The following is a 24846-nucleotide window of genomic DNA, read 5'->3' as shown; positions in this document are numbered from 1 at the left end:
TTGGTGAAACAGATCATGGATCATTCCTGTGTAAAGATAATTGGTGGTATTTTGATATCATTGCTCCGTTTACATTAACAATTGGGCGCCCCGGGGTCTTTCATTGCCCACGCTGGCCCCGTTCAGCTACGCATGGACCGCTTCCAGGAAATGCAGGCCTTCGTGCGCATCGCCGAGCGCCAGAGCTTTACCCAGGCCTCCGAGGATCTCCAGATCCCGCGCGCCACCATCACCAACCTGATCAAGCGCATGGAACAGCGGCTCGGCGCCCGGCTGCTGGAGCGCACCACCCGCACGGTGCGGCTGACGCACGATGGCGAAGCGCACTACCGGCGCTGCGTACGCCTGATAGCCGACCTGGAAGAAGCGGAGGGGGCATTCCGGGATACCGCGCCCAAGGGCCTGCTGCGCGTGAACCTGCAGGGGACGCTGGCCCGGCATTTCGTGGTGCCGGCGCTGCCGGATTTCCTGGCGCGCTATCCCGAGCTGGAAATCCATATCGGCGAGGACGACCGGCTGGTCGACCTGGTGCGCGAGGGAATCGATTGCGTGCTGCGCGCGGGCAACCTGCAAGATTCGTCGATGGTGGGGCGCCGGGTTGCGCTGCTGGAGCAGGTGACCGTGGCCAGCCCGGCCTACCTGGCTCGCTATGGCGAACCGGCGGATCTTGATGCATTGCCGGCGCATCGCGCGGTCAACTACATCTCCAGCGGCACCGGCAAGGCGGTGCCGCTGGAATTTACAGTAGCTGGCCGCGTGACGGCCGTGCAACTGGCGGCTGCCATTTCGGTCACTGGCGCCGATCTCTACACAGGCGCCTCGGTGGCCGGGCTGGGGCTGGTTCAGGTGCCGCGCTATCGGGTGGCAAGGGAGCTGCGGGAGGGCCGCTTGCAGGTCGTGCTGGCGGACCTGCCGCCGCCGCCGATGCCGGTGTCCGTGCTGTATTCGCAGAACCGCCAGCTATCAATGCGGGTGCGGGTGTTCGTGCAGTGGCTGCGTGATGTGTTCGAGGCAGGCGCCGAGGGAACCAAGGCTTGATTCCAATCGGCGCCTGAGGCTCGCCGGTCGGTTATTTCCGCACGTTGGACGGCAGCACCGAGTTCCGGCTGGACTGCTTGGCGGATTGCCCTGACTGCGCCGACTGCCCCTTGCCGCTGGCCGACGACTTCGGCGACGCGGCGCCGGCTACTCCGACGCCGGCACAAAGCAGGATGGCGAGCAGTGCCGCCGGTGCATTCTTTCGCATGCTCATGATGGACTCCCGTTGCGTGGCCGGTCCGCCCGGGGCGTGCCGGCCACTGGTTGGTTCAGGTTCAGGTTCAAATTCCGGCTCAAATGCCTTCGGCCGGCGTCAGCGAGGCCGCGTCCGGGCCGCCCTTGCGCCCGCGATGGCGGTTGACCCAGGAGAACACCACCGGCAGCACCAGCAGCGTCAGCAGCGTGGTGGTCACCATGCCGCCCACGATCACCAGCGCCAGCGGGCGTTGCGCTTCCGAGCCGATGCCGTGCGACAGCGCTGCGGGCAACAGCCCCAGGCCCGCCAGCATGGCCGTCATCACCACCGGGCGCAGGCGCAGCGCCGCGCCCTCGACCACGGCTGCATGCAGATCGTCGGACTGCGCCAGCCGGTTGACGTAGGAGATCAGGATCACCCCGTCCTGGATCGCGATGCCGAACAGCGACAAGAAGCCGATGCCCGCCGAGATCGATAAGGTCTCTCCTGCGATATGCAGCGCCAGCAAGCCACCGATGGCCGCGAACGGCACGTTCAGCACCACCATCAGCGCATCCTTGAAGTTGCCGAAGGTGCTGTACAGCAGCAGGAAGATCACCAGGATGGTCAGCGGCACGATCACCGCCAGCTTCTTCTGCGCGATCTTCATCTGGTTGAACTGGCCATCCCAGAAGATGCTGTAGCCTGCCGGCAGCGTCACCGCCTTACCGACCTTGTCCTGCGCCTCGGCCACCGCGCTGCCAAGATCTCGTCCGCGCACGCCGAACTTGATGGCGATATAGCGCTTGCCGGTCTCGCGATAGACGAAGAACGGCCCATCGGTCGCCTCCACCTTGGCCACCATCGACAGCGGAATGCGCTGGCCGTCCGGCGTATCCACCAGCAAGCGGTTGATGACATCCGGGTTGTTGCGCGCCTGGTCGTTGAGCCGCACCGACAGCCCGAAGGTCTTCTCGCCCTCCAGGATGTTGGTGACCGCATCGCCGCCAATCGCAAACTGCACGGCGGACTGGATGTCGCTCACGTTCATGCCGAAGCGCGCGCTCTTCTCGCGGTCCACCGTGATGTTCAGCGTGGGCTGGCCGAGTTCCTTGAAGATGCCGACGTCAGCCAGGCCCGGCACCTTCTTCAGGATGGACTCGACCTCCTTGGCCTTGTCCTGCAGCGTCACCAGGTCGGAGCCGTAGATCTTCACCGAGTTCTCGCCCTTGACCCCGGACAGCGCCTCGTTCACGTTGTCCTGGATGTACTGCGAGAAGTTGTACTCGATGCCCGGGATACGATCCAGGTGCTTGGACAGGCGTTCCACCACCTGCTGCTTGGTCGCACCCTTGGGCCAGTCGGCCGGGGGCTTGAAGTACAGCGCGTATTCCTGGTTGAACACGCCGGTGGAGTCGGTGCCGTCATCCGGGCGGCCAATCTGCACCGACACGGTTTTCACCTCGGGCTGCTGGCGGAAGAAGCCGCGCAGGTCGCGCGCGACGGAGGCCGAGTAGTCGAGGTCCACGGTGTTGGGCAACGTGATGCGCAGCCACAGGTTGTTCTCCTCCAGCGTGGGCAGGAACTCGGTGCCGAGGTAGCGCGAGCTGTACAGCGTGCCGGCCAGGCCGATGAACGCAGCCAGGAACACCAGGCCGGGCTTCTTCAGCAGCTTGCGCAGCAGGGGCTTGTAGGCGCGCAGGATCACCGCGATGAATTTCGGCGAGTGCGGCCGCAGCGAGCCACGGAACACAAAGGACGTCACCGCCGGCACGAAGGTCAGCGCCAGCACGATCGAGGCCAGCAGCGCGAAGCCCATGGTGAAGGCCATCGGCTTGAAGATGATGCCTTCCACCCCGCCCATGAAGAACAGCGGCGAGTAGGCCACGATGATGATGCCGGTGGAGAAGATCATGGCGCGCTGGACCTCGCTGGTGGCCTTGACGATGCCATCCTCCACGTTGGTCTCGCCCTCCTCCAGGTGGCGCATGATGTTCTCCATCACGATCACCGCCGCATCCACGATCAGCCCGAAGTCGATCGCCCCTAGCGAGATCAGGTTGGCCGGCACCTTGAAGTGGGCCATGTTGATGAACGACACGCACAGCGCCAGCGGGATCACCGCCGCCACCACCGCTGCGGCGCGGAAGCTGCCGAGGAAGATGAACAGCACGATCAGCACCAGCGAGATGCCGACGAACAGCGCATGCTCGACGGTACCCATGGTGATGTCGAGCAGGTTCTGGCGGTCATAGAACGTCTTGACCTGGATACCCTTGGGCAGCACGTTCTGGTTGATGTCGGCGATCTTGTCGCGCACCCGCGCCAGCACCTCGGTGGCGTTCTCGTCGCGCTTCATCAGCACGATGCCTTCGACGATATCGTCGTGCTGGTCGAACTGCACCATGCCCAGGCGCGGCGTGTTGCCCACCCGCACCTCGGCGATATCGCGCACCCGCACCGGCACGCCGCTGGACACCGACACGGTGACGTTGCGGATGTCATCGAGCGTTTGCAGCAGGCCCACGCCGCGTACCACGAACTGCTGCTCGCCGGCCTTCATCAGGCCGCCGCCAGTATTGGCGTTGGCATTCGACACCGCATCCACCACCTGCTTGAGCGAGAGCCCATAGGCCTGCAGCTTCTCGGGCGTCGGCACGATCTGGTATTGCTTGACCTTGCCGCCAAAGGCCGTGATATCGGCCACGCCCGGGACGTGCTTGATCTCCTTGTAGACGTTGTAGTCCTGGTAGGTCTTCAGCGTGGTCACGTCGATGCCGTCGGCCTCGATCCGGTAGCGCAGGATTTCGCCGGTGGCGTCGCCGTCCGGCGACAGGTTGGGCTGCACGCCCGGCGGCAGGTTGGCTTGCGACAGGTAGGTGACGAAGTTCTGGCGGGCCTTGAAGTTATCCACGCCCTCCTTGAACTTGACGGTCACAACAGACAGCCCGAACAGCGAGACCGAGCGGAAGGACTGCACGTCCGGCACGCTGGCCAGCGCGTTCTCCACCGGAATCGTGATCTGCTGCTCGACCTCCACCGTGCTGCGGCCAGGCCACTGCGTAATGGCCTGCACCGTGACCGGCGCCACGCCTGGGTACGCCTGCAGCGGCAGCTGCAGGAAGCTCAGCACGCCGGCCGCCAGCAGGCCAACGGCCAGGAAGACGATCACCAGGCGCCGCTTGAGGATGCTCTTGATTGGCGAGAAGACCATCTCAGGCCTCCTGCTTGAGCAGCATTTCGTTGAGCAGCATGCCGCCCTGCGTCACCACCCGCACCGACGCGCCGGCCGGCACGCCTTCGGTGACCTGGAAGGTACCGTCGCTGCGCGGCGTGCCCTGCACGGTCACGCGCTCGATGTGCTTGTCGTCCGGCTGCGTCATCAGGTAGAGCTTGCCCTGGTCCTTGACGATGGCCGATTGCGGCACCACCAGCGCCTGCGCGCTGCCGGTGACGATGCGCGCGGTGGCGTACATCTCCGGCTTGAGCGTGCCGTCCGGGTTGGGCACATCGCAGCGTACCTGCAGGGTGTGCGTATCGGCGTCGACATTGGGCGCGATAAAGCTGACGCGCCCGCGGTAGTGCCGGCCCGGGTAGGCCGGAGTCTCGATCTCGATGACCTGACCCAGGCGCACGTTCTTGATGTCGTTCTCGTACAGGTTGCCGGTGAACCAGATCGAGCGAGTGTCGATGATGCTCATCAGCGAGTCGCCGACATTGAGGTAGGAGCCGGGGTCCATGTCGCGCTTGACGATGGTGCCGCCGATCGGCGCGCGGATGGTCAGCGTGTCGGAGGCCACGCCGCGCTCGCGGATGCGGGCGATGTCCTCGGTGGTCGCGCCCAGCACGCGCAGCTTGTTCTCGGACGATTGCATGGTCAGGCGGGCATCGTCCACCAGTTCCTTCAGGTCGCTGTTGTTGAGCGTCTTGAAGGCGTTATGCGAGAGCAGGAATTCGTTCTGCGCGGAGATGTACTCGGGCGAGTACAGCTCGGCCAGCGGCTGCCCGGCATGCACCACGGCGCCCTCGAACACCAGGATGCGCTCGACGCGGCCGGCCACGCGGGCCGAGGCCAGCTTGGCCTGCTGCACGTTGTAGGCCAGCTTGCCGGGCGTGGGCGTGTCGACCGTCACGGCTTGCGTGCTGAACACCGCGGACTTGACCGCGTTCGGGTCGAAGCCGCCTTCGGGCAGCGTCAGCAGCGACGGCACGTTGCGGGGTTTCGCCGCCTCGGGCTTGGCGTAGGGCGCGGCCATGCCGGCCTTGCCGGCTTGCTCCGCCTGTTGTGCCTGTTGTGCCTGTTCAGGCTGTTGGGACTGGGCCCAGTATTTCCCGCCCCAGATACCGCCGGCCAGGACCACCACAAAGCCAGCGCCGATCATCAGATTCTTGTTCATAGGTTCAAGGCCTTGCGGCCATCAGAATTTGTCCCGGCCCACCGCGGCGGCGAGCGTGTAGTAAGCCTGGCGCGCCTCGGACTCGGCCTGCGTCACCGCCAGTTCCGCGTTCTTGAGCGCGGAGCTGGCGGTCAGCAGGTCGGTGAAGTCGGCATTGTTGTTGGCGTAGTTGGTGAAGGCCATCTTGTAGGCGGTCATGGCCTCCGGCAGTTGCCGCTGGCGCAGGAACTCGGCCTGGTTCACCGACTGGCGCAGGTTGTTGTGCGCGGTATCCACCGCCAGCAGCGTCTGCTGGCGCACCGACTGGTCATTGGCATCGGACGCCACCTTGTTGGCCACGGCTTCATCCACGCCGTACTTCTCCTTGGTGAAGAAGAACAGCGGGATGATCACGTCGAACTCGATGCCGTAGCTGGCCGGCTTGAAGCCCAGGGGCGGGTTGCTACCGTTGAAGGTGCCGATGATCTGGAAGTCCGGCAGGTAGGCCTTGCGGGCCAGGCGCACGCCCTTCTCGGCCGCTTCCACCAGGAAGCGCGATGTCCGCACATTAGGATGATCGCGCAGCGCCATGTCTTCCAGCTCAGGCAACGGCGTGGGCGGCAGGCGCGCCGCGCTGGCGTCCGGGCGCAGCTCCAGCGGGAACTCGGGATTCTTGCCGATCAGCGTGTTGATGGTCTTGAGCGCGTTGTCATGCTGGCGCTCCAGGCCAAACATATCGTTCTGCGCGCTGCTCTGCGCCACCTGGGCGTTGAGGTAGTCCACATAGCCCGCCGCGTTGTTGGCGTAGCGGATGCGCGCGACCTGCTTGACCTGCTCCAGCCGCTTGAGGTTCAGGCGCAGCACATCGAGCTGCGCCTTCTGCGCCAGCGCCTGGAAGTAGGTCGTGCTCAATTGCGCGTAGAGCTGCAGGTACAGCGCGTCGCGCTGCGCGTCGATCGATTCGGCTTGCGTGTTGGCGATATCGGCGGCCAGCGCCTTCTTGCCCGGAAACGGGATCGACTGCGTGAGCGTATAGCTGAAGCTCTCGGCGCGCGCCAGCGCCAGCGGGCTGTTCTTGGGCAGGTTGCCCCAGATAAAGCCCACCTGCGGGTTGTTTGGCGCGGCGATCTGCGGCACGGTGGCCTTGGCCGCCATATAGAGCGAGCGCGCCTGGATCAGTTGCGGGTTGTTGGCGCGCAGCTCCTCCGACAGCTCCCACAATGAGAACCCGGGGCCAACGAGGCCCTTTGTCTTTTCTTCGGCGCTGAGCGTGGCCGCTGGCGTGGCGCTCACCCCGGCGCCGCGCGGCGCTGCCTGATCCCACCCGCTGGCTGGCGCTTTGCCGGCAGCAGGCGCTTTCTGCACAGGCGGAACAAGCGGGACCGGATCGGTATCTCCGCTTAGTTGAACACCCCATGCGACCCGAGCCGAAAAGACCAGGATGACGGCTGCTCCAACTTTTCTGTTAGTTGGTTTTTTAATCATAAACACTCCCATCGCTACTTGTAACAGTTATGACAGGGCAAGCTTTCAATTGCCCTTCCAGAACATTGCAAATGGCTTTCGGAAATTTAGGGGATTACCCGCATGGGGAATTGAAAATTGGAATCCAGCATCGACTATTCCGCAGAGCGATAGCAGAATCGCTATTGAAACCCTTAGGATTGCCATGTCACGCCGCAAGCCGGTTGGCATGCGCTGTCCCATGAAATGGGGGAAATGCAGGAAGTGGCCAGGACTATCTATTCCGCGGGACGCTCTGTATCCGGCGTGCGAAAGAAATAGGTTGCCGTATTTAAAGGCAATAGGATGTTTACATCGAAATCAATATGGATTGATCGATGGTATTGCTGATTAAATCAGGTCTAGGGCCGTGAAAAAAAGGATCCTGCCTTTCCTTTATCTGGTTTATTCCATGCTAGTGCGTCGTCCGTTCGCATAGCGGGCACACCCGGATCAACAGGGGCGCGTTTTCCATTTCGGCGAGCGCATCGCTATCGTCGGAGGCGACGGTGCACTTGCACTCGCGCGCCGCGCTTGCGGGCTCGCCGCGGGAGTTCGCCGGCAGTACCGCGTAACGAACGCCGAGCTGCATGCGCCGCTCCCAATCGCCTTGCGGATCCAGCGTCAGCAGCCACAAGCGGGTCTGGATCGACCAATGCCTGACGGTTTCGCTTTTGATCCCCAGGCGGCGTGCCGCTTCGGCGACCGATACTTGCTGGGAGGCCAGGTTGAAGAAGGCTTCCGCCTTGTCCTCCAGCCTGAGCCGCGCCATGGGTGTGCCGGTCAGCCGGCTGAAGCGCTGGCGGCAGCCGGCGCAATGAAAGAGCGGCAGGCTACTGCCATCGGTACCGTCATAGGTCGACTTGCGGGCCCGGCAACGCGGGCATTGCGGCGGCCGGTGGCTGGCGCTGTGCAGCTTGCGCCATGCGGACAGCAGGAAGGCGGTCAGGTCGGCATCGGAGACGTCCGCCGCCCCGCTCGCACGCACATGGATCAGCGTCGTGGCACGGCGCAGGTCATCCGCATGGAGATGCACGTTCGCGCTCGCGCGGCTGGCGGTGGGATCGACCTCGGCTCGCGTGGGTCGTTGCTGCTGAAATCTGCTCATATCGTCGGCGCGGGTGGATCCGGCCATGACGCCGTGGACCCCGGGGCTGGCGCCCTGGTCGTAAAATCCCGCTAACCCGTGCTCCGGGAGCGATGAAATTGCGCCGATTCTATGTGGATTGGCCGCCGCCGAGTACTGTGATTGATCACAGTAAGCCGGGCGGCGCCGCGCTGCTAGGGCTTGATGATGCCGGCGGACGCGGCCTTGACGACCGCTTCGATGCGGGTGGCCACGCCGAGTTTCTGGCGTGCGTTGTCAATGTGGAAGTCGACCGTGCGCTTGGACAGGCCCAGGATGGTGGCGATCTCGCCCGAGGTCTTGCCCCGTGCCGACCAAACCAGTGCTTCCACCTCGCGCTCGCTGAGCTGCACGGCTGGCAGGCCCGGCCGCGTGCGCGTAATCCGCGCAAGGCGAGCCTCGACAATGCTGGACAATATGTCGAAATCGACCGGCTTGGTCACGTAGTCGTCGGCCCCGAGCCTGCGCCCCCTGAGCTCGGCCTCGCGCTGCGCCAGTGCCGTGAGGAACACGAAGGGCATGTCGGCAAAGCGCGGCGCCAGCGAAGTGATCTTCTCCAGCAGTTCGAAGCCGGTCATCACTGGCATACTCACGTCGCAAAGGACGAGGTCCGGCGTGTCGCGCAGAATGGCGGCAAAACCTTGCTGGCCGTCGTGCGCGATGCTCACGGCAAAGCCCCGCTCGATCAACTCTTCGGCGATCAGTGCGGCCGTTTCGGCATCGTCCTCGATGCAGAGGATTTTCCGGCGGGCATCGGTCATGCTGGTCCTTGGTGGCGGCGGCGAGCCGCGTCTTGCGGCCCGCCAACGTACAGCGTAGCGAAATTCTGGATAAAAGTCTTATGAATCACTCGATTCGTCCGGCGCCCGCCAGCCGGCGAGTGCGTCGCGGCCTGGGGCGGCGCCTGGTCGGGCTGCCCGATTCAGTGCCCATGCTCAGGCCGATTCGTGTCCGGCTGTCGCTTGTGTTCGTGCTGTTCCTGCTGCTGGTGGTGGGCGTGGGCCTGTTTGGCATCAACCGGCTCAGCAACTTTCACAGCGTGTCGGCGCAGATCAGCGGCCGCTGGCTGCTGAGCAACCGTATCCTGGGCGACCTCAACAATTATATTTCGGACTACCGCGCGTTCGAGGGCGACGCGCTGATCGCGACGACGCGCGCCGACCTGCGCGCGGCCGAGGGGCAGATCAGCCGGCTAGACGATGTGATCAAGGAGGTCGAGGCCCGCTATGGCAAGATCGAGCACGATCCTGCCGAGCTGGCGCTCTACGAGCAGTTCATGACGCAATGGTCGGCTTACCGGCAACTGGTCGATCGCGTGGTCTCGCTGGCCCACCAGAAAGACACCACACAGGCCGTGGCGCTCTATCGCGGCGAGTCGCGCAGCGCCTTCGAGCAGGCCAACGGCACGCTGGGCGTGCTGACCGAGCGCAACGTGGTTGGCGCCGCGCAGGCAACCGAGCGCGAGGCGGACGCCTATCACGAGGCCCGGCAACTGATTGCCGGCGTCATCCTGGTGTCGGGCTTGCTCGTGATCGCGGCGGTGATCTATCTGGTCAGGGCGGTATCGAACCCCATTGCGGGGCTGGTCGAGCGCATGCACCGCATCATGGACAACGATCCTCACGTGGAGATCCCCGGGGCCGGGCGCAAGGATGAGATCGGTGAAATCGCCCGCGCCGTGGTGCGCTTTCGCGACAATACGATCGAACTGGAGCGCAGCAAGGCGGCGTTGGCCGCCCAGACGACGATGCTGCTGGATACGCTGGAAAACGAGCGGCGCCTTGCGGTGCTCCAGCGCAATTTCGTCTCGATGGCCTCGCACGAGTTTCGCACGCCGCTCAATGTGATCGACGGCCACGCGCAGCGGCTCATGCGCATGAAGGAGGCGCCGAGCGCCGAAGTCCTCGGCGAGCGCTGCGGGCGGATCCGGGTTGCCGTGCGGCGCATGACCAACCTGATCGACCACCTGCTCGATTCCTCGCAACTGCTGGACGGCGGGCGCCTTGCCACGCTGCAAGGCGTCGACTTCTCGCTGACCCTGCTGGTGCACGAAGTCTGCGAGATGCACCGCGAGAGTTCTCCCACGGCCGTCATCGAGGAGATCATCGACCCTGGCTTGAATGAGATCTTCCATGGCGACGCCAAGCTGCTGTTCCAGGCCTTCAGCAACCTGGTTGGCAACGCGATCAAGTATTCGCCCGCAGGCACCCCGGTCACTGTGCATATTTCCGGCGGCGCCGACATGATCCGCGTGTCCGTGTCCGATCGCGGCCTGGGCATCCCGGACAAGGACCGCGAGCATATCTTCGAGCGCTTTGTGCGCGGCGGCAATGTCGCCGGCACGGCAGGCGCAGGCGTTGGCCTCTACCTGGTCAGGCTGGCGGTCGATCTGCACCAGGGCGAGGTCGTGGTCACCAGCAAGGAAGGGCAGGGGTCGAGCTTCGTGGTCAGCCTGCCGCGCGCGGCGGCATCGGGCTGAAGGCTTGGGCTGGATTTGAGACAGACGCCCGGGCCAGGGCATCGACCTCTTGGATCATTCTGCCGAGGCAACGATTCCCGCATCGCGCTCGAGGCGGGGACCCACGCCCGGACGGACCTGGAGCATGGCGAACACGCCCAGCGCCGTCGCAACCGAAGTGGCGATGAACATGGACGAATAGCCGTAGCGTGCCGACAGGATGCCGGCCAGCGTGGGCGCCAGGACCGCAGCGATGTTGGCGATGAAATGCATGATGCCGCTGAACGTGCCGACGCGCGAGGGCGCGGTATCGATCACCACCGCCCAGTAGACGGAGTTCGGCAAGGCGTTCAAGGCGTTGCCCAAAGTCATCAGGGCGATGACGGTCCACACGCTGTGCGCCTGCGACACCATCAGGAAGCACAGGGTTGTCAGCAACAGCGAGGCGGCGGCAAACCAGCTTCTTGCAATGACCAGCTTGCCCGTGCGCTTTAGCAGCCAGTCGGAGATGCGCCCGCCCAGCAATACCGTAAAGCACGCGCCAACCCAGGGAATCATCCCGATGTACCAGAGGGAGGAAAGGGTGAAGTTGAACTCGTCGTGCAGGTACTTCGGTGTCCACGTCAGCAGCATGAAGTTGACGTAGATAAAGGAGAAATAGCCGATGGAGTTGAAAACCAGCGTGCGGCTCTTGAAGAACGCCCACCAAGGCAAGGCGGCGCTTGCGCTTGCGGCGCCTTTGGGGGCTTCACCCCGTCCGGCCTGAATCTGGGCGAGTTCTGCCGCATTCACCTTCGGGTGATCCTCGGGCCGGTTGGTGTAGACGCGCGAGAATAGGGCGATCAGCACCAGGCCCAGGACGCCGAGCACCACATACATGGCGCGCCAGCTGTCGGTGAGCAGCAGCAGGCCGACCGCTACCGGCGCGGTAAGCAGCGCGCCCAGCGGCGTGCTCAGCAGGCCGATGGATACCGCGAAGCCGCGCTCGGCCGGCGATGCCCAGGCGGACATGGTCTTGTTGATGATCGAGTAGGCGGGCCCCTCCGAGAAGCCGAAGAGGATGCGCACCATGGCAAATCCGCTCAGGGCCGAGCCGCCGAACACCGCGAGGCCGATGTCGCCCGCCCAGACCATGCAGATCGCGAACAGTGACCAGGCCACGCCTGCGATCACCCAGACCCGCTTCGCGCCGAGGCGGTCTGCCAGCGCACCGCCGATCAGCGCGCCAAACATATAACCGTAGCCGAAGTAGCCCAGCACCGCGCCCCAGCCGGCGCGGTCGAAGCCGTACTCCCCGATGATCTGCCCGGCCGAATAGGCGATGGCGCCCCGGTCAATGTAGTTGACCAGCGCAATCACGACGATCAGCAAGAAGATGGTGAAGCGATACCGGGTGGGCGGCGGGTGTTGGTGCATCGTGCGTCTCCGTAACGGGTTGGGAGTTGGCTTAGGAGCCTCAGGTTGTCTTGCGGATTGTATAGTATATATAATGCATAATGCATACCTTAACGCTACGGGAAAACCATATGTCTCGCCCATCAGTTGCCATCGCCTCGCTAGGGGGCACCATCAGCATGACGCCGTCGGATGCTGCCGGCGGGGTTGTCCCCAAGCTGGACGCCGCCCAGCTGGTCGCGGCCGTGCCGGGCCTGGGAGAACTGGCCGATATCTCCGCCGAGCCGCTCTTCCAGTTGCCGAGCGCTTCGCTGGGCCCCGAACAGTTGCTGGCCTGCCTGGCATGGGCCGAGGGCAAGGTTGCCGGCGGGGCGCGCGGCGTCGTCCTGACCCAGGGCACGGACACGATCGAGGAGACCGCCTTTTTCCTCGATCTGTATTGGCGCCACCCCGAGCCCTTGATCATTACCGGTGCGATGCGCACGCCGCTGGCCGCGGGAGCGGATGGCCCCGCCAACCTGCTGGCCGCCGTGCAGGTCGCCATGGACGACCAGAGCCGCGGGCGCGGCGTGCTGGTTGTCATGAACGACACCATTCACAGGGCGCGCTGGGTCTGCAAGTCGGATTCCCTGTCGGTCCAGACCTTCGTCTCGCCTGACGGCGGGCCCGCGGGGCGGGTGGTCGAGGGGCAGCCCGAGTACTTTCATCCGCCGGTCGACAGGCCGCTGGCAAGCCCGCCCACGCGGCGTTTTCCAAAGGTGGCGGTGGTGCCGGCGCTCCTGGGCGACGATGGCGATCTGGCCGTGGCCGCGCTTGATCTCGGCTACGAGGCAATCGTGGTTGCCGCGTTCGGCGCCGGGCACGTCTCCTTCGGCTTCGCCGAGCATGTCGCTCGCCTGTCCAAGGTGGTGCCGGTGGTAATCGCTAGTCGCACCGGGGCTGGGGCAACGGCCTCCCGAACCTATGGTTTCGCCGGCTCCGAAGTCGATCTGGCACGGCGCGGCGCCTTGCTTTCGAAGTGGCTCCATCCGTTGAAGGCGCGGCTGTTGCTAGGTGCGTTGCTGGCTGCCGGCACGCCGCGCGAGCAGATCCCGGACGCGTTTGCGAAGTGGGGTACACTGCCACGCCATTCGCCCATCCAACAGCAGCCTGTTCCTTGAAGACTTCGCCGAATCCCCCGTCCAGAGTGCAAGCCGCGCCTTCGCGCCGGCTGACTGCCTACCAGTATGCGGTGCAGACGTTGCGCGCCGACATCCTGCAAGGCCGCATGACCGCGGGCGAGCGCTTGCGCCAGGATGACCTCGCCAAGCGGCTGGAGATGAGCACTACGCCCGTTCGGGAAGCATTGCGCACGCTGATCTCCGAAGGGCTGGTGTTCTTCGACGCGCATCGCGGCGCGGTCGTGCGCGGCCTGACGCTGGATGATGTGCAGGAAATCTACCGGCTGCGCAAGGTGCTGGAGCCGATGATGGTCGAAGAGGCGGTCCGGGGCATCACGCCGGAAGATATCGCCCGGGCCGAGGCGTTCCATGCGGAGATGCTGCAGACGCAGGATGTCACGCGCTGGACCGAGCTGAACCTGGAGTTCCACGCGGCACTCTGGGCATCCCAGGAACACAGCAGGCTGGCCCACCTGGTCAAGACGCTGCGCGATTCGGCTGCGCCGTATATCTCGCTGTCGCTCTACATGAGCCCGGAACATATTGCGCAGAGCAATGCCGAGCATGCCGAAATCCTGTCCCAGTACAGGCAGCGCGATGCCGAGACCGCCAAGCGCCAGACCATCCATCACCTGGACGACACGCTGAAGATCATCGTGCGGGCGATCGATAGTTCCGATGCTGTGGACAACGGCGGGGCATAGCGCAGGCGCACCAGCGGGCGTTCGCTGCGAGCCTGCCGGGTGGTGGCAGGCAGGTGGCAGGCAAAAAAATAGCCCACCTGATGGCGGGCTATATTTTTTCCTGGATATGCGGCATTCGAGCAGTATCCAGGCAATGCTGGCGGAGTGGACGGGACTCGAACCCGCGACCCCCGGCGTGACAGGCCGGTATTCTAACCAACTGAACTACCACTCCGCAGTGGCTGTGGAACCCGCTTGTTGCGGTTTCCGACGCTCGTGTTGAGGCTGCGCTTGGTGGCGTTGCTCTCGAAACTGGCGTCCCCAAGGGGATTCGAACCCCTGTACTCACCGTGAAAGGGTGATGTCCTAGGCCTCTAGACGATGGGGACTGAGACTTGCTCGCTACGTCATGTACATTTCGTGTCGCGAGGGGCGCGATTATAGCGCCCTTTTTTCGCGATGGGAAGCCCCTGTTTATTCTCCCCCGCAAATCGTCAAACGGCGCGCGCATCGCATAGCCGTATTTGCCAAGACAGGCAGCAGGGGCATGGCCACGATGCTGTCCATGCGGGATTGCCTGCGTCTCACGTTGACTCTCGCACTGACTCTCGACGCCATTGCCATGCCGACCCAATCCCATCCTGCCGGCCGCCTGATCGGCCCCACCGCCATCGGCGCCTTCGCGCTGCTGCTGTGGGCCACGCTTCCCCTGTTGACCGCCCAGGCCCGCCGCTTGCCGCCATTCGAATTGCTGGCGCTGAGCTTCGGCGTGGCATTCCTGTTGGGGCTGCCGTGGCTGGCGCTGCATCGGCGCACCGCTGCGCCATGCGAACCGCCAGGCAGCCGGGCCCGGGCATGGCTCTTCGCCTTCGGCGCCATCTTTCTCTATCACGCCCTGTATTTCTACGCGTTCGCGGTGATCCCGCCGGCCGAGGCCAGCTTGCTGGCCTATCTCTGGCCCTTGCTGATGGTGCTGTTCTGCGCGCTGGCGCCGGGTGGCGCCTTGGGCAGGCGGCAGGTCGCTGCCGCGATGCTGGGGTTCCTCGGCACCTTGCTGATCGTCAAGGGCACGCCGCAAGCCGCGCCGGCGGCCTTGCCGGCAGGCACGCAGGCCGGCGCGGCGACGGGCTACCTGGCCGCGCTCGCATGCGCCCTGATCTGGTCGGGCTACTCGGTTGCCAACCGGCGCTACGGCGAGGTGCCAAGCACCACCATGGTCAGCGTGTGCGGGGCAGTGGCCCTGTGCGGTGTGTTGTGCCACCTTGCGCTGGAATCCACCGTGATGCCGAGCGCCGGCGAATGGCTCGCGGCGCTGCTGCTGGGCGTGGGGCCGACCGGCGTGGCCTTCGCAGCGTGGGACCACGGCACCAAGCACGGTCGCCTGGCGTTGCTGGGGGTGTTGTCATATGGCACGCCGCTGATGGCTACGCTGCTGCTGGTGTGGTTCGGCTTTGCCACGCTGACGTGGACGCTGGCAGGCGCGGCCGCACTCATCATCGGCGGCGCGGCGCTCGCGATGACTGGCCGGTCGCACGTCCGCGCGCCGGCAATCGGCCTGATCGACAGGCACGTCATTGGCGCCGCCGCTCGCGCATGGGGCCGTCGGCGTCGATGCTGCCTCCCGCGCTAAGCGGCCCATCGACGTTGACCGGCCCGTTGACCAGCATGTTGCCTTCCACCACCAAGGGCCCGTGCACGGTGAGCGGGCCGTGAAACACCTTCTGCCGCCCTGCGCCAGGCGGCTGTCCATAGACCGGTGGGCGATTGGCAAACCAGGCTGCGGTCAGCGGGCCGTGCGCAAGGACGCTGCCGTCCACGGTCAGCGTGCCATGGACGGTGAGGGGGCCTTCCACCACCAGCGAGCCGCCGATGGTGAGCGGCCCGGATTCCACCGGCTGGCCATGTGCCGCCGCGGCTAGCCACAGGGATGCCGCCAGGATTGCGCGGGCCTGCCGGGCAATTTGCGATCTCATGACACCTCCCAAGGTGCGCGGCGCATTTGCCGCAAGCAGCTTCCAAGTTAGCGCGCGCGGCGGATAGGTGCAAGCCGCGCTCCGAGCCCTGTTCTTTTGCGGTGCGATCTGCCACCATTGCGCCCCTTCATTTCACGGCTCCCGATGAGCGCATCTACGTCATGGCTTCCAGCAAAGCACACCATGCCACCGGATGGGCGGCAGGCCTCGCCGCCGCCGCGGTGGTCGCCCAGTCCGGTGCCGGCGGCCCGTATCACATGGCCGCGGTGCTTGCCTTTTTTGCGGGCGCGGCCGGCGGCGGCGCGCCCGACTGGCTGGAGGTCGCCTGGTGGTCCAGATCCCGCCGGCTGTGGATCACTCACCGTACCTGGACGCACTGGGGCATCGCCTGGCTGGCGCTGCTGGTGTTTGCGCACCGCGCCCTGGGCGCGCATGCGCTGGCCGCGCCGGCATTCGGGTTTGCCTGTGGCGGGCTGATGCACTTGCTGGCCGATTGGCCCAACCCACTCGGCGTGCCCTGGATTCTCGGGCGGCATTCGCTGAACTGGTGGAAGAGCGGACGATGCGACCTGCTGGTGGTCGCGGCCTCGTGGATGGGCGCACTGGCGTTGTCACGCCACGTATGGTTCCACGGCGCGCACGGGCTGGACCTGTTCCAATACTTGCGGGCCTGGCACTTGCGGGTTTGAATGCCTGGGCGCGAGCGCCCGCACAAAAAAAGAGGCGGCCACAAGGGGCCGCCGATCGGGAATGTCGAGGGAGGCAATTCCCTCAGAGAAGGCTAACGGCGCGCCCAAGTGCCACATGAACCCCACCGACGTGGGGTGATGGCCTCGGCATATCGGGAAGTGGCCGGCGGCCAGCTTCAAGCCTCCAGGCAGGTCGCCGCCGTGCCGGGCTGGCTCGCGTCCGCGTCACGCCTTTGCCGGCGCACTGCCGCCACCAGTTCGTCATGCGCGGCGTCGAGCCATGCGGTGCGATGGCGCACGGGGTCTCGCGGGGAGAGTGCATCGACGCTGACCTCGCGCAGGAAGTACTTCACCATGCTGCCCGCGCGCGCGGGCACGGGCATCATGCCCAGCAGTTGCCGGCGCTGCAGCAGGCCGCGGTCGACGGCATGGCCCAGCGCGGCCCACGGAGTGCGCCCCAGCGCCAGGTAGAGCGCCTGGTCATCCATCTGCCTGAGCGCGCCGAGGAACAGGTTCTCGAACACCCTGCGCAGCATCGGCACCGCCATCAGCTCTTCCAGGTCGCCATCGAAAGCCAGGCCGCGCCGCGTGGTGGCATAGGGCAGCAAGGCCATCGGCTGCAGCCGCTCGAAACCATCATCCCAGAGCGATGCGGCATCGGACAGCCCGACCAGTTGCGCGATGCCGAAATGATCCAGCATGCGAATCAGGTTGGGCCGCACGAGCGGGCCGCCGAGTTCCACGCGCCGTTTGTTCTCGCGCTGGATGGTGCGCCCGGGCGCATGCCGCTGCAGCAGGCTCTCGGTCAGCTCCGCCGCTAGCTGCACGTGGGTGTGCCCGGGCGTGGTGCTCACCAATACCAGCCGAGCGCGCTCATGGCTGTGCTCGAACGGCACGTAGCACATCGCGTAGATGCCATCGCGATCCACCAGCACCGGCTTGTCGATCACGGCTGTCGCCGCTGCGCGCCGGATGCGCGCGCAGTACTCTTCCAGGTAATTCGCCAAAATGTCCCCGCCTCACCACGATTTCTCTCTGGTACAGCCGCCCTGTAGCCGGGCTTACCTTTGCTAGCATGGTAGGCGGCGGCCGGACGGCAGGCAAAGCGGGCGGTGCTGTTTCCTGCCTGTGGCAAGACAGGGTGTGTGGGCCAGCGAACCAACCGCGCGGGTACACCATCCTGATGATGGATGGACGCGACCGGGTTACCCGGGCATCGGTGGCGAACTCATGGCGAACGTTGGATCGATGGTTTGAAGGCTGGCGCGGGGATCAGTGCGCGGCATCGTGCTGGCCAACGGCATGCCGCGCCGCGGTGCGCGGCCGCGCCGAAGCGATCAGCAGCGCGGCGGTGGCGACAAAGGCGGGCAGCGAGAGCAGGCCGAAGATCTTGCCGAAGCTCCATCCCAAGCCCAGGATCTGCGCGCCCAGCAGCGCGCCGACGATGCCGCCAAAGCGCCCAATGCCCAGCATCCAGGCCACGCCGGTGGCCCGGCATTGCGTGGGATAGAAGCCGGCGGCCAGCGTGGGCATGGAGGATTGCGCGCCGTTCATGCAGGTGCCGGCGGCAAACACCAGCACGCCGAGCAGGAACACGTCCCCGGCGCCGTGGCCCACCGCATAGACCAGCGCGCCAGTCAGCGCGTAGGTGCCGGCCACGATGCGCCACGGATGGCCACGGTCCATCAGCCAGCCCACGGTCAGCGTACCGATGCCACCGCCCAGCGGGAACAGCGCGGTGATGAGCGCGGCCTTCTCGATCGGGTAGCCCGCGTCGGCGAACAGCGTCGGCAGCCAGCTCGTCAGCAGGTAGAAGATCAGCAGTCCCATGAAGTATGTGGTCCACAGCAACACGGTGCCGGTGCGGAACTGGGGCATCAGGATGGTGCGCAGCGAGGAAGCGCCGGTGGGCGCGGCCTCTTGCACATGAAAGCGCTCGTCGGCGCGCAGCACACCCGGGTGGACCTTGGACAACGCGGCAGCGATGCGCGCGTCCGGGGCCTTGCGCGCCACCAGGAAACGCACGGACTCTGGCAGCAAGAAGATCAGCAGCACGGCCAGCAGCAGCGGCGCTACGCCGCCCACCAGCAGCACCGAATGCCAGCCATAGTGCGGAATCAGCCAGGCCGCGGCAAAACCCCCGGCCGAGGAGCCCAGCGTAAAACCGCAGAACATGGCGTTGACCGCCAGCGAGCGCCGCCGCGTGGGCGCGTACTCCGACATCAGCGTGACCGCGTTCGGCATGGCCGCGCCCAGGCCAAGGCCGGTCAGGAAACGCAGGACCGTGAGCGCTTCGAGCGAGGTCGAAAAAGCCGATGCCACGCTCCAGCCGCCGAAGCACAGGACCGAGCCGACCAGCACGCCCTTGCGGCCAAAGCGGTCGGCCAGCGGCCCCGCCACCAGCGCGCCGGCAGCCAGGCCGAACAAGGCCGCGCTCATCACCGGCCCGAGATGGGCGCGGCTGACGCCCCATTCCTTGGCCAGCATCGGCGCGATAAAGCCGATCGCCGCGGTGTCGAAGCCATCGGCCGCGACAATCAGGAAGCACAGGATCAGGATGATCCACTGGAAGCGCGAGAACGGCTGGCTGTCGATGAACTGCTGGACGTCGATGCCGGCGCCGGGATGGCGCGCACGGTCAGGGGAGGCGGCCGGCTGGCCGCTGGTTGGGGGCGTCATGGTGCGGGTCTCCTGCTATGCCGCTCGTTGGCGGCGAATGCACTGGTTTTCTTGGTATCTCAAGGCGTGCCGCGTGGCATCGCGCGCGTATTCGGCGTATTCAATACGGCAGGCCGACGTAGTTCTCCGCCAGCGACATCTGGGCGGCACGCGAGCCTGTGAGGTAGTCCAGTTCGGCTTGCTGGATGCGCAGCGCGAAGTCATCGGCATCGGGGAAGCGATGCAGGAGCGATGTCATCCACCACGAGAAGCGCTCTGCCTTCCAGACCCGGCGCAGGCATTTCTGCGAGTACGCGTCCAGCTCGCTGGCATCGTCGTGCAGGTAGCGCGCGATCAGGCCGTCGGCCAGGTAGAGGACATCGCTGGCGGCCAGGTTCAGGCCCTTGGCGCCGGTTGGTGGCACGATATGCGCGGCGTCGCCCGCCAGGAACAGGTTGCCGAAGCGCATCGGCTCGCACACAAAGCTGCGTAACGGCGCGATGCTCTTTTCGATGCTTGCGCCCGTCACCAGCGCCTCGGCGGCGCTGGCGTCCAGCCGGCTGCGCAGTTCGTCCCAGAAGCGTCGATCGGACCAGTCCTCGACCCGTTCGTCGGCGCTTACCTGCACGTAATAGCGGCTACGCGTGAGCGAGCGCATGCTGCACAGCGCGAAGCCGCGCTCGTGGCTGGCATAGATCAGCTCATCGGCCACCGGCGGCGTGTCGGCGAGCACGCCGAGCCAGCCGAAGGGATAGACCCGCTCGAAGATGCGCTTGGATGGCTCGGGCACGCTGCGCCGCGTGACGCCATGAAAGCCGTCGCAGCCAGCGATGAAGTCGCAACGCAACGCATGCTGCTGGCCGTCCTTGAAATACCGCACCACGGGCGAGGCTGTATCGAAATCGTGCACGCTGACGTCTTGCGCGTCGTACACCGTGACGGCATTTACGGCCGCGCGGGCGACCATCAGATCGCGCGTGACTTCAGTCTGACCGTAGACCGTGACCGAGCGGCCAATCAACGCGTGGAAGTCGATGTGGTGGCGCTCGCCGCCATAGGACAGTTCGATGCCATGGTGAACCAGGCCGTCGTGCTGCAGGCGCTGCGCCACGCCAGCGCGCTCCAGCGCATCGGCGGTCACGCTTTCAAGGATGCCGGCGCGGATACGGCCGAGGATGTAGTCGGGGCTGCGTTGCTCGATGATAACTGCATCGATGCCGGCCTTGGCGAGCAGCTGCCCGAGCAGCAAGCCGGCGGGGCCGGCGCCGATGATGGCGACTTGTGTGCGCATCGCGTGTCTCCTGGTGCGGGATGGGGATTGTTATTGCACGTAACTATTGAACGTAACAATAGCGGCGCCAGGGACGGGAGGGAATAGACGGAACGAACCATCAACAGGACAAAACGAACATCCGAATCTGGCGCGGAATGTGCCGAAATGTCCTGTCGATGCTGGGGAAAACCCTAGATTATGGGTTGAATTTAGCCGGAATTGTGATATTCGCCGGTGTGCGCGGCGACGCGTCCGAGCGCGCCGGCCGCGCGCGACAGCCTTCACATTTCATACATGTCGCCGCGCTTCAACGGCCCGAGCGCTGTTCCTTGCGGCAAGCCTTGCAAATGTGTTCAAGGCCGTCCTGGCGGCGCGTGTCCCGCGCGAAGAACTCGCCGTCAGCCGGCCAGTGCTCTGCGCAGTGACGGCACAGCTTGAGCAGGCCGATATCGGACATCAGGACGTCGCCGCAGGCAACGTTCGCTCGCACGGCGCGAGCACGGCGCGTGGGGCTCGTGCGCGGTGGGGGCGTGTCTTGCATGGCGCCTGTGGTGAGGGCGCCGTGGCTCTCGCGCGGCATGGCGGCGTGATCGTACATGGTCTCTCCTTGCCTTGGAAATGGCGGAAATGGGCCAGTGATGATTGGGGTGCGCAGCCGGATCCGGCCGCGCCGCTGAAATACCCCGTTACGAAATGGCGTGTGGTTGATGGTCCGATAGCTGTCCGATAGCTCGGTGAATCGATGACGGAGCGATGAGATGCCCGCCTGCGTGCTGTTGTGGCTTACTGGGACAACATGCCCGCGCAGGCCATCAGCAGCCATCCGATGGCGGTACATCCGCCCAGCCAGCCGAGCAGCACCAACACGATGGTGGACCACTTCATCGGGGCCGCCGCGCTTGCGCGGCAGGAAGTCGGGTTGCGTGAGAAAGGGAGCGGCTCATGCGTACTTTCCTTGGAATGGCAAGACCAGGCTTGCTCAAGGGGGGCAGCTTAGCGATCCTGCGGTGTCAATGTATGTCCGGGTTGTAAGGAAATGTGCACGCGCAAATGTGCCGCACCCCGGCATTGCCTACGAACACCTTTGCCGCCTGGACCCACTACGGGAACGCGCGAGGCCAGCGCCTGGGAAGGCGCCTTCCCGGGCAATCGGGAGCCTGCCTATAATGCCGGATCCGACACCCAGCCCACCGCGCACGGCGCCAAGGCCAGCCATGACGATCCTGCTCGATACCTCCATTTCGCACACACTGGATACCCTGGTTGAGCGCGTCGCGGCGATGCCCGGCGTACGCGTGCAAGCCTGGGTCTTCGACGACATCGCCACGCGCCGCGCGGCCGAGCAGCGGCTTGCCGCCGCTGGCGTGCAGGCGGCGATCCACAGCGCTTACAAGCCGCTGCTGCATTTCTTCCTCGAGGCGTTGGCGCTGGAACACGACGGCGGCCGCCTCGCCGCCGCGGGCGAGATCTCCGTGCGCCTGCCCGCGGCTACAACGGCGGGACAGTCGCAGCGCTTCCGGCTCGAAACCTATCCGCTCGCCGGCATGCTGCCGCAAGGCAGCCTTCGCCTGAGCGACGGAGACGACGAAGGCCACTATGTCGTCGAACTGGACGGCATCGCCCACCGTGTGTTCGTGCCGCTCGCGGAGTCTGGCGCGCCGTGCGGGTGGCTGCGCCTGTCGCGTGATGGCGCCGTGCTGGAGGACGGCCCGCTCGCCACCGAGTACGAACTGGCATTCGCCGCAGCCATGGATGCGATCCGCGGCCATGCCTGGGGCCGGCAGGGGCCCTATTTCGATGTGCTTCGCATTGCCATCGACACGGGCGGCATCGAATGCCGGCTGTCCTACCAGGACGAGTGCATCAGTACGCGCGAGGCCCTGCACGAGGACCTGTATTTCTCCGTTCTGGAGTTCTTCCAGGATCGCGCCGGCTTGCCGCGCGGCGATCGCACCTTGCAACCCGGCCAGATCGTGCCCGAGATCCGCCACGCGCAGGGTGCCACGCGGGTGCGGGTGGCATTGTTGCCGCACCCGCGCGTCGCGGCCGCGACGCCGGCCGACGCGGCTGCGGCCCCTCTGTCCCCGAGTGCGCTCGCCGCGCTCTCGCAGCCCCTGACGCCGGAGGAGGCCGCCGTCGAGATGCATGCCCTGGGCGGAAAGCGCTTCAGCGTGCTTTCCACGCAGGGGCGCGTGGTCCACGGCACCCACATCCAAGGCGCGCTGCCCGGGCTGGTGATTTCCGGTGGCCAGCATGCCAACGAAACGTCCGGCGTGGTCGGGGCGCTGCGCGCGGCACAGGCGCTCAAGCAGCGCCCGCATGCGCACTTTGCCCTGATCGCTTTGGAGAACCCGGATGGCGCAGCCTTGCATGTGCAGTTGCGCGAGGACAATCCGCGCCATATGTCGCATGCCGCGCGCTACACCGCGCTGGGCGACGACCTGGAGGCACGCACAGCGCCGCCCTTCGTGGAGAAAGCGGCCCGGCTGGAAGCCATCGAGCGCACCGGTGCCGGGTTGCACATGAGCCTGCACGGCTACCCCGCCCACGAATGGACGCGGCCGCTCACCGGCTACGTGCCGCCGGGCTTCGAGACCTGGACCATTCCCAAGGGCTTTTTCCTGATCTTGCGCCACCACGCCGGGCGCGATGGCATGGCGTTCATGCAGGCGCTGACTGCGCAACTGGCGGCTTCGCCGGATCTGGCTGCGTTCAATGCCCGCCAGCTGGCGACGTGGGGCAACCACGCCGGTGAGGTGCCGTTCCCGGTGCTAAACGGCATTCCCTGCATGATCTTCGAGGATTCCCGGTCAACGGTGCCGTTCACGCTGGTCACCGAATTCCCCGACCAGACGGTCTATGGCGATGCGTTTCGCCTGGCGCACACCACCCAGATGCGGGCGGTGCTGGCGGCGGCGGAGCTGTATTGGGCGGGTTTGCTGGGTTGACGGGGCGCGTTGCGCGCCGTTAGTGGATCGTGCGTGTCACCTTGGCGTGCGGCACCTCTGCCGCCGCCGTGCTTTCAGGCGTTGCGCCTTCGTCCTGCTCGATCATGGTGGCCGCGAGGCTGAGCGCAGCCTGCATCTCTTCGTGCGACAGGCCGGAAGATAGCGCAAGCCGCACCGCCAGGGACGCCAGTCGGGCAACTTCATAACTCGGGATGCTCATCTCAGCTCCTTGTCCTTGTGTCAATGCTTGTGTCAACGCCATGGCAAGCCCTGCCGCGCCGGGCGGCAGGGGCGCCGGCGCGCCATATCGGCATATTCGGCCGCCCGCGCATGCTCGCGCCGGCGCCTGTCAATCTCCAGTATGGTTCACGGCGAGCTTCGCCGCCTGAAGAGAATCCAGCAATGCTGCGTCGCCTCAGGCGGGCAGGAAGCCTTCCACGGTGAGATAGCGCTCGCCGGTGTCGTAGTTGAAGCCCAGCACGGTGGCGCCGGCCGGCAGGTCCGGCAGCTTCTGCGCGATCGCGGCCAGGGTGGCGCCTGACGAAATGCCCACCAGCATGCCTTCCTCGCGCGCGGCGCGGCGCGCCATTTCGCGCGCCGGCTCGGCGTCGACCTGGATCACGCCATCAAGCAGGACGGTATCCAGGTTGCGGGGAATGAAGCCAGCGCCGATGCCCTGGATCGGGTGGGGCGCGGGCGCGCCGCCGGAAATGACCGGTGAGGCGACCGGCTCGACGGCATAGACCTTCAGCGCGGGCCATTTTTGCTTGAGCACGCGGGCGCAGCCGGTGATATGGCCGCCCGTGCCCACGCCAGTGATCAGGGCATCGATGCCCTGCGGGAAGTCCGCAAGGATCTCCAGCGCGGTGGTGTTGACGTGGACCTCGATATTGGCGGGGTTCTCGAACTGCTGCGGCATCCAGGCGCCCGGCGTGGCCGCCACCAGCTCCTCGGCACGGGCGATGGCGCCCTTCATGCCCTTTTCGCGCGGGGTCAGGTCGAAGGTGGCGCCGTAGGCCAGCATCAGGCGGCGGCGTTCCACCGACATGCTGTCCGGCATCACCAGCACCAGCTTGTAGCCCTTGACCGCCGCCACCATGGCCAGGCCGATCCCGGTATTGCCCGAGGTGGGCTCGATGATGGTGCCGCCCGGCTTGAGCACGCCGGATTGCTCGGCCGCCTCGACCATCGACAGCGCGATGCGGTCCTTGATGGAGCCTCCCGGGTTGGCGCGCTCGGACTTGATCCAGACCTGATGGGTATCGCCAAAGAGCCGCTGAACACGGATATGGGGCGTATTGCCAATGGTCTGCAGGATATTGTCGGCCTTCATTTAGGATCTCCAGGAATGGTTTCGAACCGGACTAGCAAACGGGTCCGGACAAGCATGC

21 protein-coding genes and 2 tRNA genes are annotated in these 24846 nt (G+C 65.7%); 7 read left to right on the top strand and 16 right to left on the bottom strand.

Annotated features, from left to right (window positions below; genetic code table 11):
- Positions 1–132: 132 nt before the first annotated feature.
- Positions 133–1038, top strand: coding sequence for a LysR family transcriptional regulator (locus tag AC1RQK_RS07745; protein ID WP_492808328.1), 906 nt, complete (start codon positions 133–135; stop codon positions 1036–1038).
- Positions 1039–1069: 31 nt separating this feature from the next.
- On the opposite strand, the gene AC1RQK_RS07740 is transcribed toward AC1RQK_RS07745, so the two are convergent.
- The 6 genes from AC1RQK_RS07740 to AC1RQK_RS07715 all read right to left on the bottom strand — a co-directional run bounded on the left by AC1RQK_RS07740 (position 1070) and on the right by AC1RQK_RS07715 (position 8979).
- Entirely contained in the window at positions 1070–1252 is a 183-nt protein-coding gene (locus AC1RQK_RS07740; RefSeq protein ID WP_174423480.1) for a hypothetical protein, read from the bottom strand.
- 79 nt (positions 1253–1331) lie between these two features.
- Positions 1332–4427, bottom strand: a complete 3096-nt coding sequence (locus tag AC1RQK_RS07735; protein ID WP_492370572.1) for an efflux RND transporter permease subunit — start codon at positions 4425–4427, stop codon at positions 1332–1334.
- Position 4428: 1 nt separating this feature from the next.
- Entirely contained in the window at positions 4429–5610 is a 1182-nt protein-coding gene (locus AC1RQK_RS07730; RefSeq protein WP_492370571.1) for an efflux RND transporter periplasmic adaptor subunit, read from the bottom strand.
- A 21-nt stretch (positions 5611–5631) separates the two neighbouring features.
- Complete coding sequence (locus AC1RQK_RS07725) at positions 5632–6882, bottom strand: TolC family protein (RefSeq protein WP_492370570.1); 1251 nt, start codon at positions 6880–6882, stop codon at positions 5632–5634.
- Between the two features lie 625 nt (positions 6883–7507).
- On the bottom strand, positions 7508–8200 hold the full coding sequence (locus tag AC1RQK_RS07720; protein ID WP_492370569.1) for a DUF746 domain-containing protein: 693 nt from the start codon (positions 8198–8200) through the stop codon (positions 7508–7510).
- Positions 8201–8373: 173 nt separating this feature from the next.
- On the bottom strand, positions 8374–8979 hold the full coding sequence (locus AC1RQK_RS07715) for a response regulator transcription factor (protein ID WP_492808324.1): 606 nt from the start codon (positions 8977–8979) through the stop codon (positions 8374–8376).
- 80 nt (positions 8980–9059) lie between these two features.
- On the opposite strand from AC1RQK_RS07715, the gene AC1RQK_RS07710 reads away from it, so the two are divergent.
- On the top strand, positions 9060–10697 hold the full coding sequence (locus AC1RQK_RS07710; protein ID WP_492370567.1) for a sensor histidine kinase: 1638 nt from the start codon (positions 9060–9062) through the stop codon (positions 10695–10697).
- 54 nt (positions 10698–10751) lie between these two features.
- On the opposite strand, the gene AC1RQK_RS07705 is transcribed toward AC1RQK_RS07710, so the two are convergent.
- On the bottom strand, positions 10752–12092 hold the full coding sequence (locus AC1RQK_RS07705) for an MFS transporter (RefSeq protein WP_492808321.1): 1341 nt from the start codon (positions 12090–12092) through the stop codon (positions 10752–10754).
- Positions 12093–12202: 110 nt separating this feature from the next.
- On the opposite strand from AC1RQK_RS07705, the gene AC1RQK_RS07700 reads away from it, so the two are divergent.
- Positions 12203–13231 carry an asparaginase gene (locus AC1RQK_RS07700; RefSeq protein ID WP_492370565.1) on the top strand — a complete coding sequence of 343 codons (1029 nt, stop codon included), beginning with the start codon at positions 12203–12205 and terminating at the stop codon, positions 13229–13231.
- Complete coding sequence (locus AC1RQK_RS07695) at positions 13228–13935, top strand: GntR family transcriptional regulator (RefSeq protein ID WP_492370564.1); 708 nt, start codon at positions 13228–13230, stop codon at positions 13933–13935. Before AC1RQK_RS07700 ends, AC1RQK_RS07695 begins: the two co-directional genes overlap by 4 nt.
- A gap of 137 nt (positions 13936–14072) precedes the next feature.
- Here the strand turns inward: AC1RQK_RS07695 and AC1RQK_RS07690 are convergent.
- Both AC1RQK_RS07690 and AC1RQK_RS07685 read right to left on the bottom strand, forming a co-directional pair.
- A tRNA-Asp gene (locus AC1RQK_RS07690) sits at positions 14073–14149 on the bottom strand.
- Positions 14150–14227: 78 nt separating this feature from the next.
- Positions 14228–14303: transfer RNA gene (locus tag AC1RQK_RS07685), tRNA-Glu, on the bottom strand.
- A gap of 158 nt (positions 14304–14461) precedes the next feature.
- On the opposite strand from AC1RQK_RS07685, the gene AC1RQK_RS07680 reads away from it, so the two are divergent.
- On the top strand, positions 14462–15544 hold the full coding sequence (locus AC1RQK_RS07680) for a DMT family transporter (RefSeq protein WP_492808320.1): 1083 nt from the start codon (positions 14462–14464) through the stop codon (positions 15542–15544).
- Here the strand turns inward: AC1RQK_RS07680 and AC1RQK_RS07675 are convergent.
- Entirely contained in the window at positions 15486–15887 is a 402-nt protein-coding gene (locus AC1RQK_RS07675) for a hypothetical protein (RefSeq protein ID WP_183037134.1), read from the bottom strand. The two genes, AC1RQK_RS07680 and AC1RQK_RS07675, sit on opposite strands and share 59 nt — an antisense overlap.
- Positions 15888–16048: 161 nt before the next feature.
- Here AC1RQK_RS07675 and AC1RQK_RS07670 point away from each other — a divergent pair, with 161 nt between their 5' ends.
- A complete protein-coding gene (locus AC1RQK_RS07670) occupies positions 16049–16576 on the top strand; it encodes a metal-dependent hydrolase (RefSeq protein ID WP_492370562.1) in 528 nt (175 codons plus the stop codon).
- A 176-nt stretch (positions 16577–16752) separates the two neighbouring features.
- On the opposite strand, the gene AC1RQK_RS07665 is transcribed toward AC1RQK_RS07670, so the two are convergent.
- The 4 genes from AC1RQK_RS07665 to AC1RQK_RS07650 all read right to left on the bottom strand — a co-directional run bounded on the left by AC1RQK_RS07665 (position 16753) and on the right by AC1RQK_RS07650 (position 21105).
- Positions 16753–17583, bottom strand: coding sequence for a hypothetical protein (locus AC1RQK_RS07665; RefSeq protein WP_492808318.1), 831 nt, complete (start codon positions 17581–17583; stop codon positions 16753–16755).
- Positions 17584–17848: 265 nt separating this feature from the next.
- Positions 17849–19255, bottom strand: coding sequence for an MFS transporter (locus AC1RQK_RS07660; RefSeq protein WP_492370560.1), 1407 nt, complete (start codon positions 19253–19255; stop codon positions 17849–17851).
- 100 nt (positions 19256–19355) lie between these two features.
- Positions 19356–20525, bottom strand: a complete 1170-nt coding sequence (gene pobA, locus AC1RQK_RS07655) for a 4-hydroxybenzoate 3-monooxygenase (RefSeq protein WP_492808316.1) — start codon at positions 20523–20525, stop codon at positions 19356–19358.
- A gap of 289 nt (positions 20526–20814) precedes the next feature.
- Positions 20815–21105 (bottom strand): hypothetical protein, encoded by a 291-nt coding sequence (locus tag AC1RQK_RS07650; protein ID WP_492370558.1) that lies wholly within the window; start codon positions 21103–21105, stop codon positions 20815–20817.
- A 616-nt stretch (positions 21106–21721) separates the two neighbouring features.
- Here AC1RQK_RS07650 and AC1RQK_RS07645 point away from each other — a divergent pair.
- A complete protein-coding gene (locus AC1RQK_RS07645; RefSeq protein ID WP_492370557.1) occupies positions 21722–23455 on the top strand; it encodes a M14 family metallopeptidase in 1734 nt (577 codons plus the stop codon).
- 19 nt (positions 23456–23474) lie between these two features.
- Here AC1RQK_RS07645 and AC1RQK_RS07640 read toward each other — a convergent pair whose 3' ends face one another.
- Positions 23475–23675 (bottom strand): hypothetical protein, encoded by a 201-nt coding sequence (locus AC1RQK_RS07640; protein ID WP_492370556.1) that lies wholly within the window; start codon positions 23673–23675, stop codon positions 23475–23477.
- Between the two features lie 195 nt (positions 23676–23870).
- The gene (cysK, locus tag AC1RQK_RS07635; protein ID WP_441636112.1) at positions 23871–24788 is read right to left on the bottom strand and encodes a cysteine synthase A; all 918 of its coding nucleotides are present in this window, start codon (positions 24786–24788) and stop codon (positions 23871–23873) included.
- Positions 24789–24846: the final 58 nt, after the last annotated feature.

It is taken from the genome of Cupriavidus sp. GW822-FHT02D05 (assembly GCF_058802485.1).
The sequence above is the reverse complement of the archived record's forward strand: the minus strand, read 5'-3'. Positions and strand labels throughout refer to the sequence as shown.

What these genes read in the sequence shown, in the direction of transcription:
- AC1RQK_RS07660 (WP_492370560.1), bottom strand. Translation starts at nt 19,255, where the DNA reads ATGACGCCCCCAACCAGCGGCCAGCCGGCCGCCTCCCCTGACCGTGCG.
- AC1RQK_RS07650 (WP_492370558.1), bottom strand. Translation starts at nt 21,105, where the DNA reads ATGTACGATCACGCCGCCATGCCGCGCGAGAGCCACGGCGCCCTCACC.
- AC1RQK_RS07720 (WP_492370569.1), bottom strand. Translation starts at nt 8,200, where the DNA reads ATGAGCAGATTTCAGCAGCAACGACCCACGCGAGCCGAGGTCGATCCC.
- pobA (WP_492808316.1), bottom strand. Translation starts at nt 20,525, where the DNA reads ATGCGCACACAAGTCGCCATCATCGGCGCCGGCCCCGCCGGCTTGCTG.
- cysK (WP_441636112.1), bottom strand. Translation starts at nt 24,788, where the DNA reads ATGAAGGCCGACAATATCCTGCAGACCATTGGCAATACGCCCCATATC.
- AC1RQK_RS07700 (WP_492370565.1), top strand. Translation starts at nt 12,203, where the DNA reads ATGTCTCGCCCATCAGTTGCCATCGCCTCGCTAGGGGGCACCATCAGC.
- AC1RQK_RS07680 (WP_492808320.1), top strand. Translation starts at nt 14,462, where the DNA reads ATGGCCACGATGCTGTCCATGCGGGATTGCCTGCGTCTCACGTTGACT.
- AC1RQK_RS07740 (WP_174423480.1), bottom strand. Translation starts at nt 1,252, where the DNA reads ATGAGCATGCGAAAGAATGCACCGGCGGCACTGCTCGCCATCCTGCTT.
- AC1RQK_RS07705 (WP_492808321.1), bottom strand. Translation starts at nt 12,092, where the DNA reads ATGCACCAACACCCGCCGCCCACCCGGTATCGCTTCACCATCTTCTTG.
- AC1RQK_RS07670 (WP_492370562.1), top strand. Translation starts at nt 16,049, where the DNA reads ATGGCTTCCAGCAAAGCACACCATGCCACCGGATGGGCGGCAGGCCTC.
- AC1RQK_RS07735 (WP_492370572.1), bottom strand. Translation starts at nt 4,427, where the DNA reads ATGGTCTTCTCGCCAATCAAGAGCATCCTCAAGCGGCGCCTGGTGATC.
- AC1RQK_RS07710 (WP_492370567.1), top strand. Translation starts at nt 9,060, where the DNA reads ATGAATCACTCGATTCGTCCGGCGCCCGCCAGCCGGCGAGTGCGTCGC.
- AC1RQK_RS07645 (WP_492370557.1), top strand. Translation starts at nt 21,722, where the DNA reads ATGACGATCCTGCTCGATACCTCCATTTCGCACACACTGGATACCCTG.
- AC1RQK_RS07640 (WP_492370556.1), bottom strand. Translation starts at nt 23,675, where the DNA reads ATGAGCATCCCGAGTTATGAAGTTGCCCGACTGGCGTCCCTGGCGGTG.
- AC1RQK_RS07675 (WP_183037134.1), bottom strand. Translation starts at nt 15,887, where the DNA reads ATGAGATCGCAAATTGCCCGGCAGGCCCGCGCAATCCTGGCGGCATCC.
- AC1RQK_RS07745 (WP_492808328.1), top strand. Translation starts at nt 133, where the DNA reads ATGGACCGCTTCCAGGAAATGCAGGCCTTCGTGCGCATCGCCGAGCGC.
- AC1RQK_RS07730 (WP_492370571.1), bottom strand. Translation starts at nt 5,610, where the DNA reads ATGAACAAGAATCTGATGATCGGCGCTGGCTTTGTGGTGGTCCTGGCC.
- AC1RQK_RS07715 (WP_492808324.1), bottom strand. Translation starts at nt 8,979, where the DNA reads ATGACCGATGCCCGCCGGAAAATCCTCTGCATCGAGGACGATGCCGAA.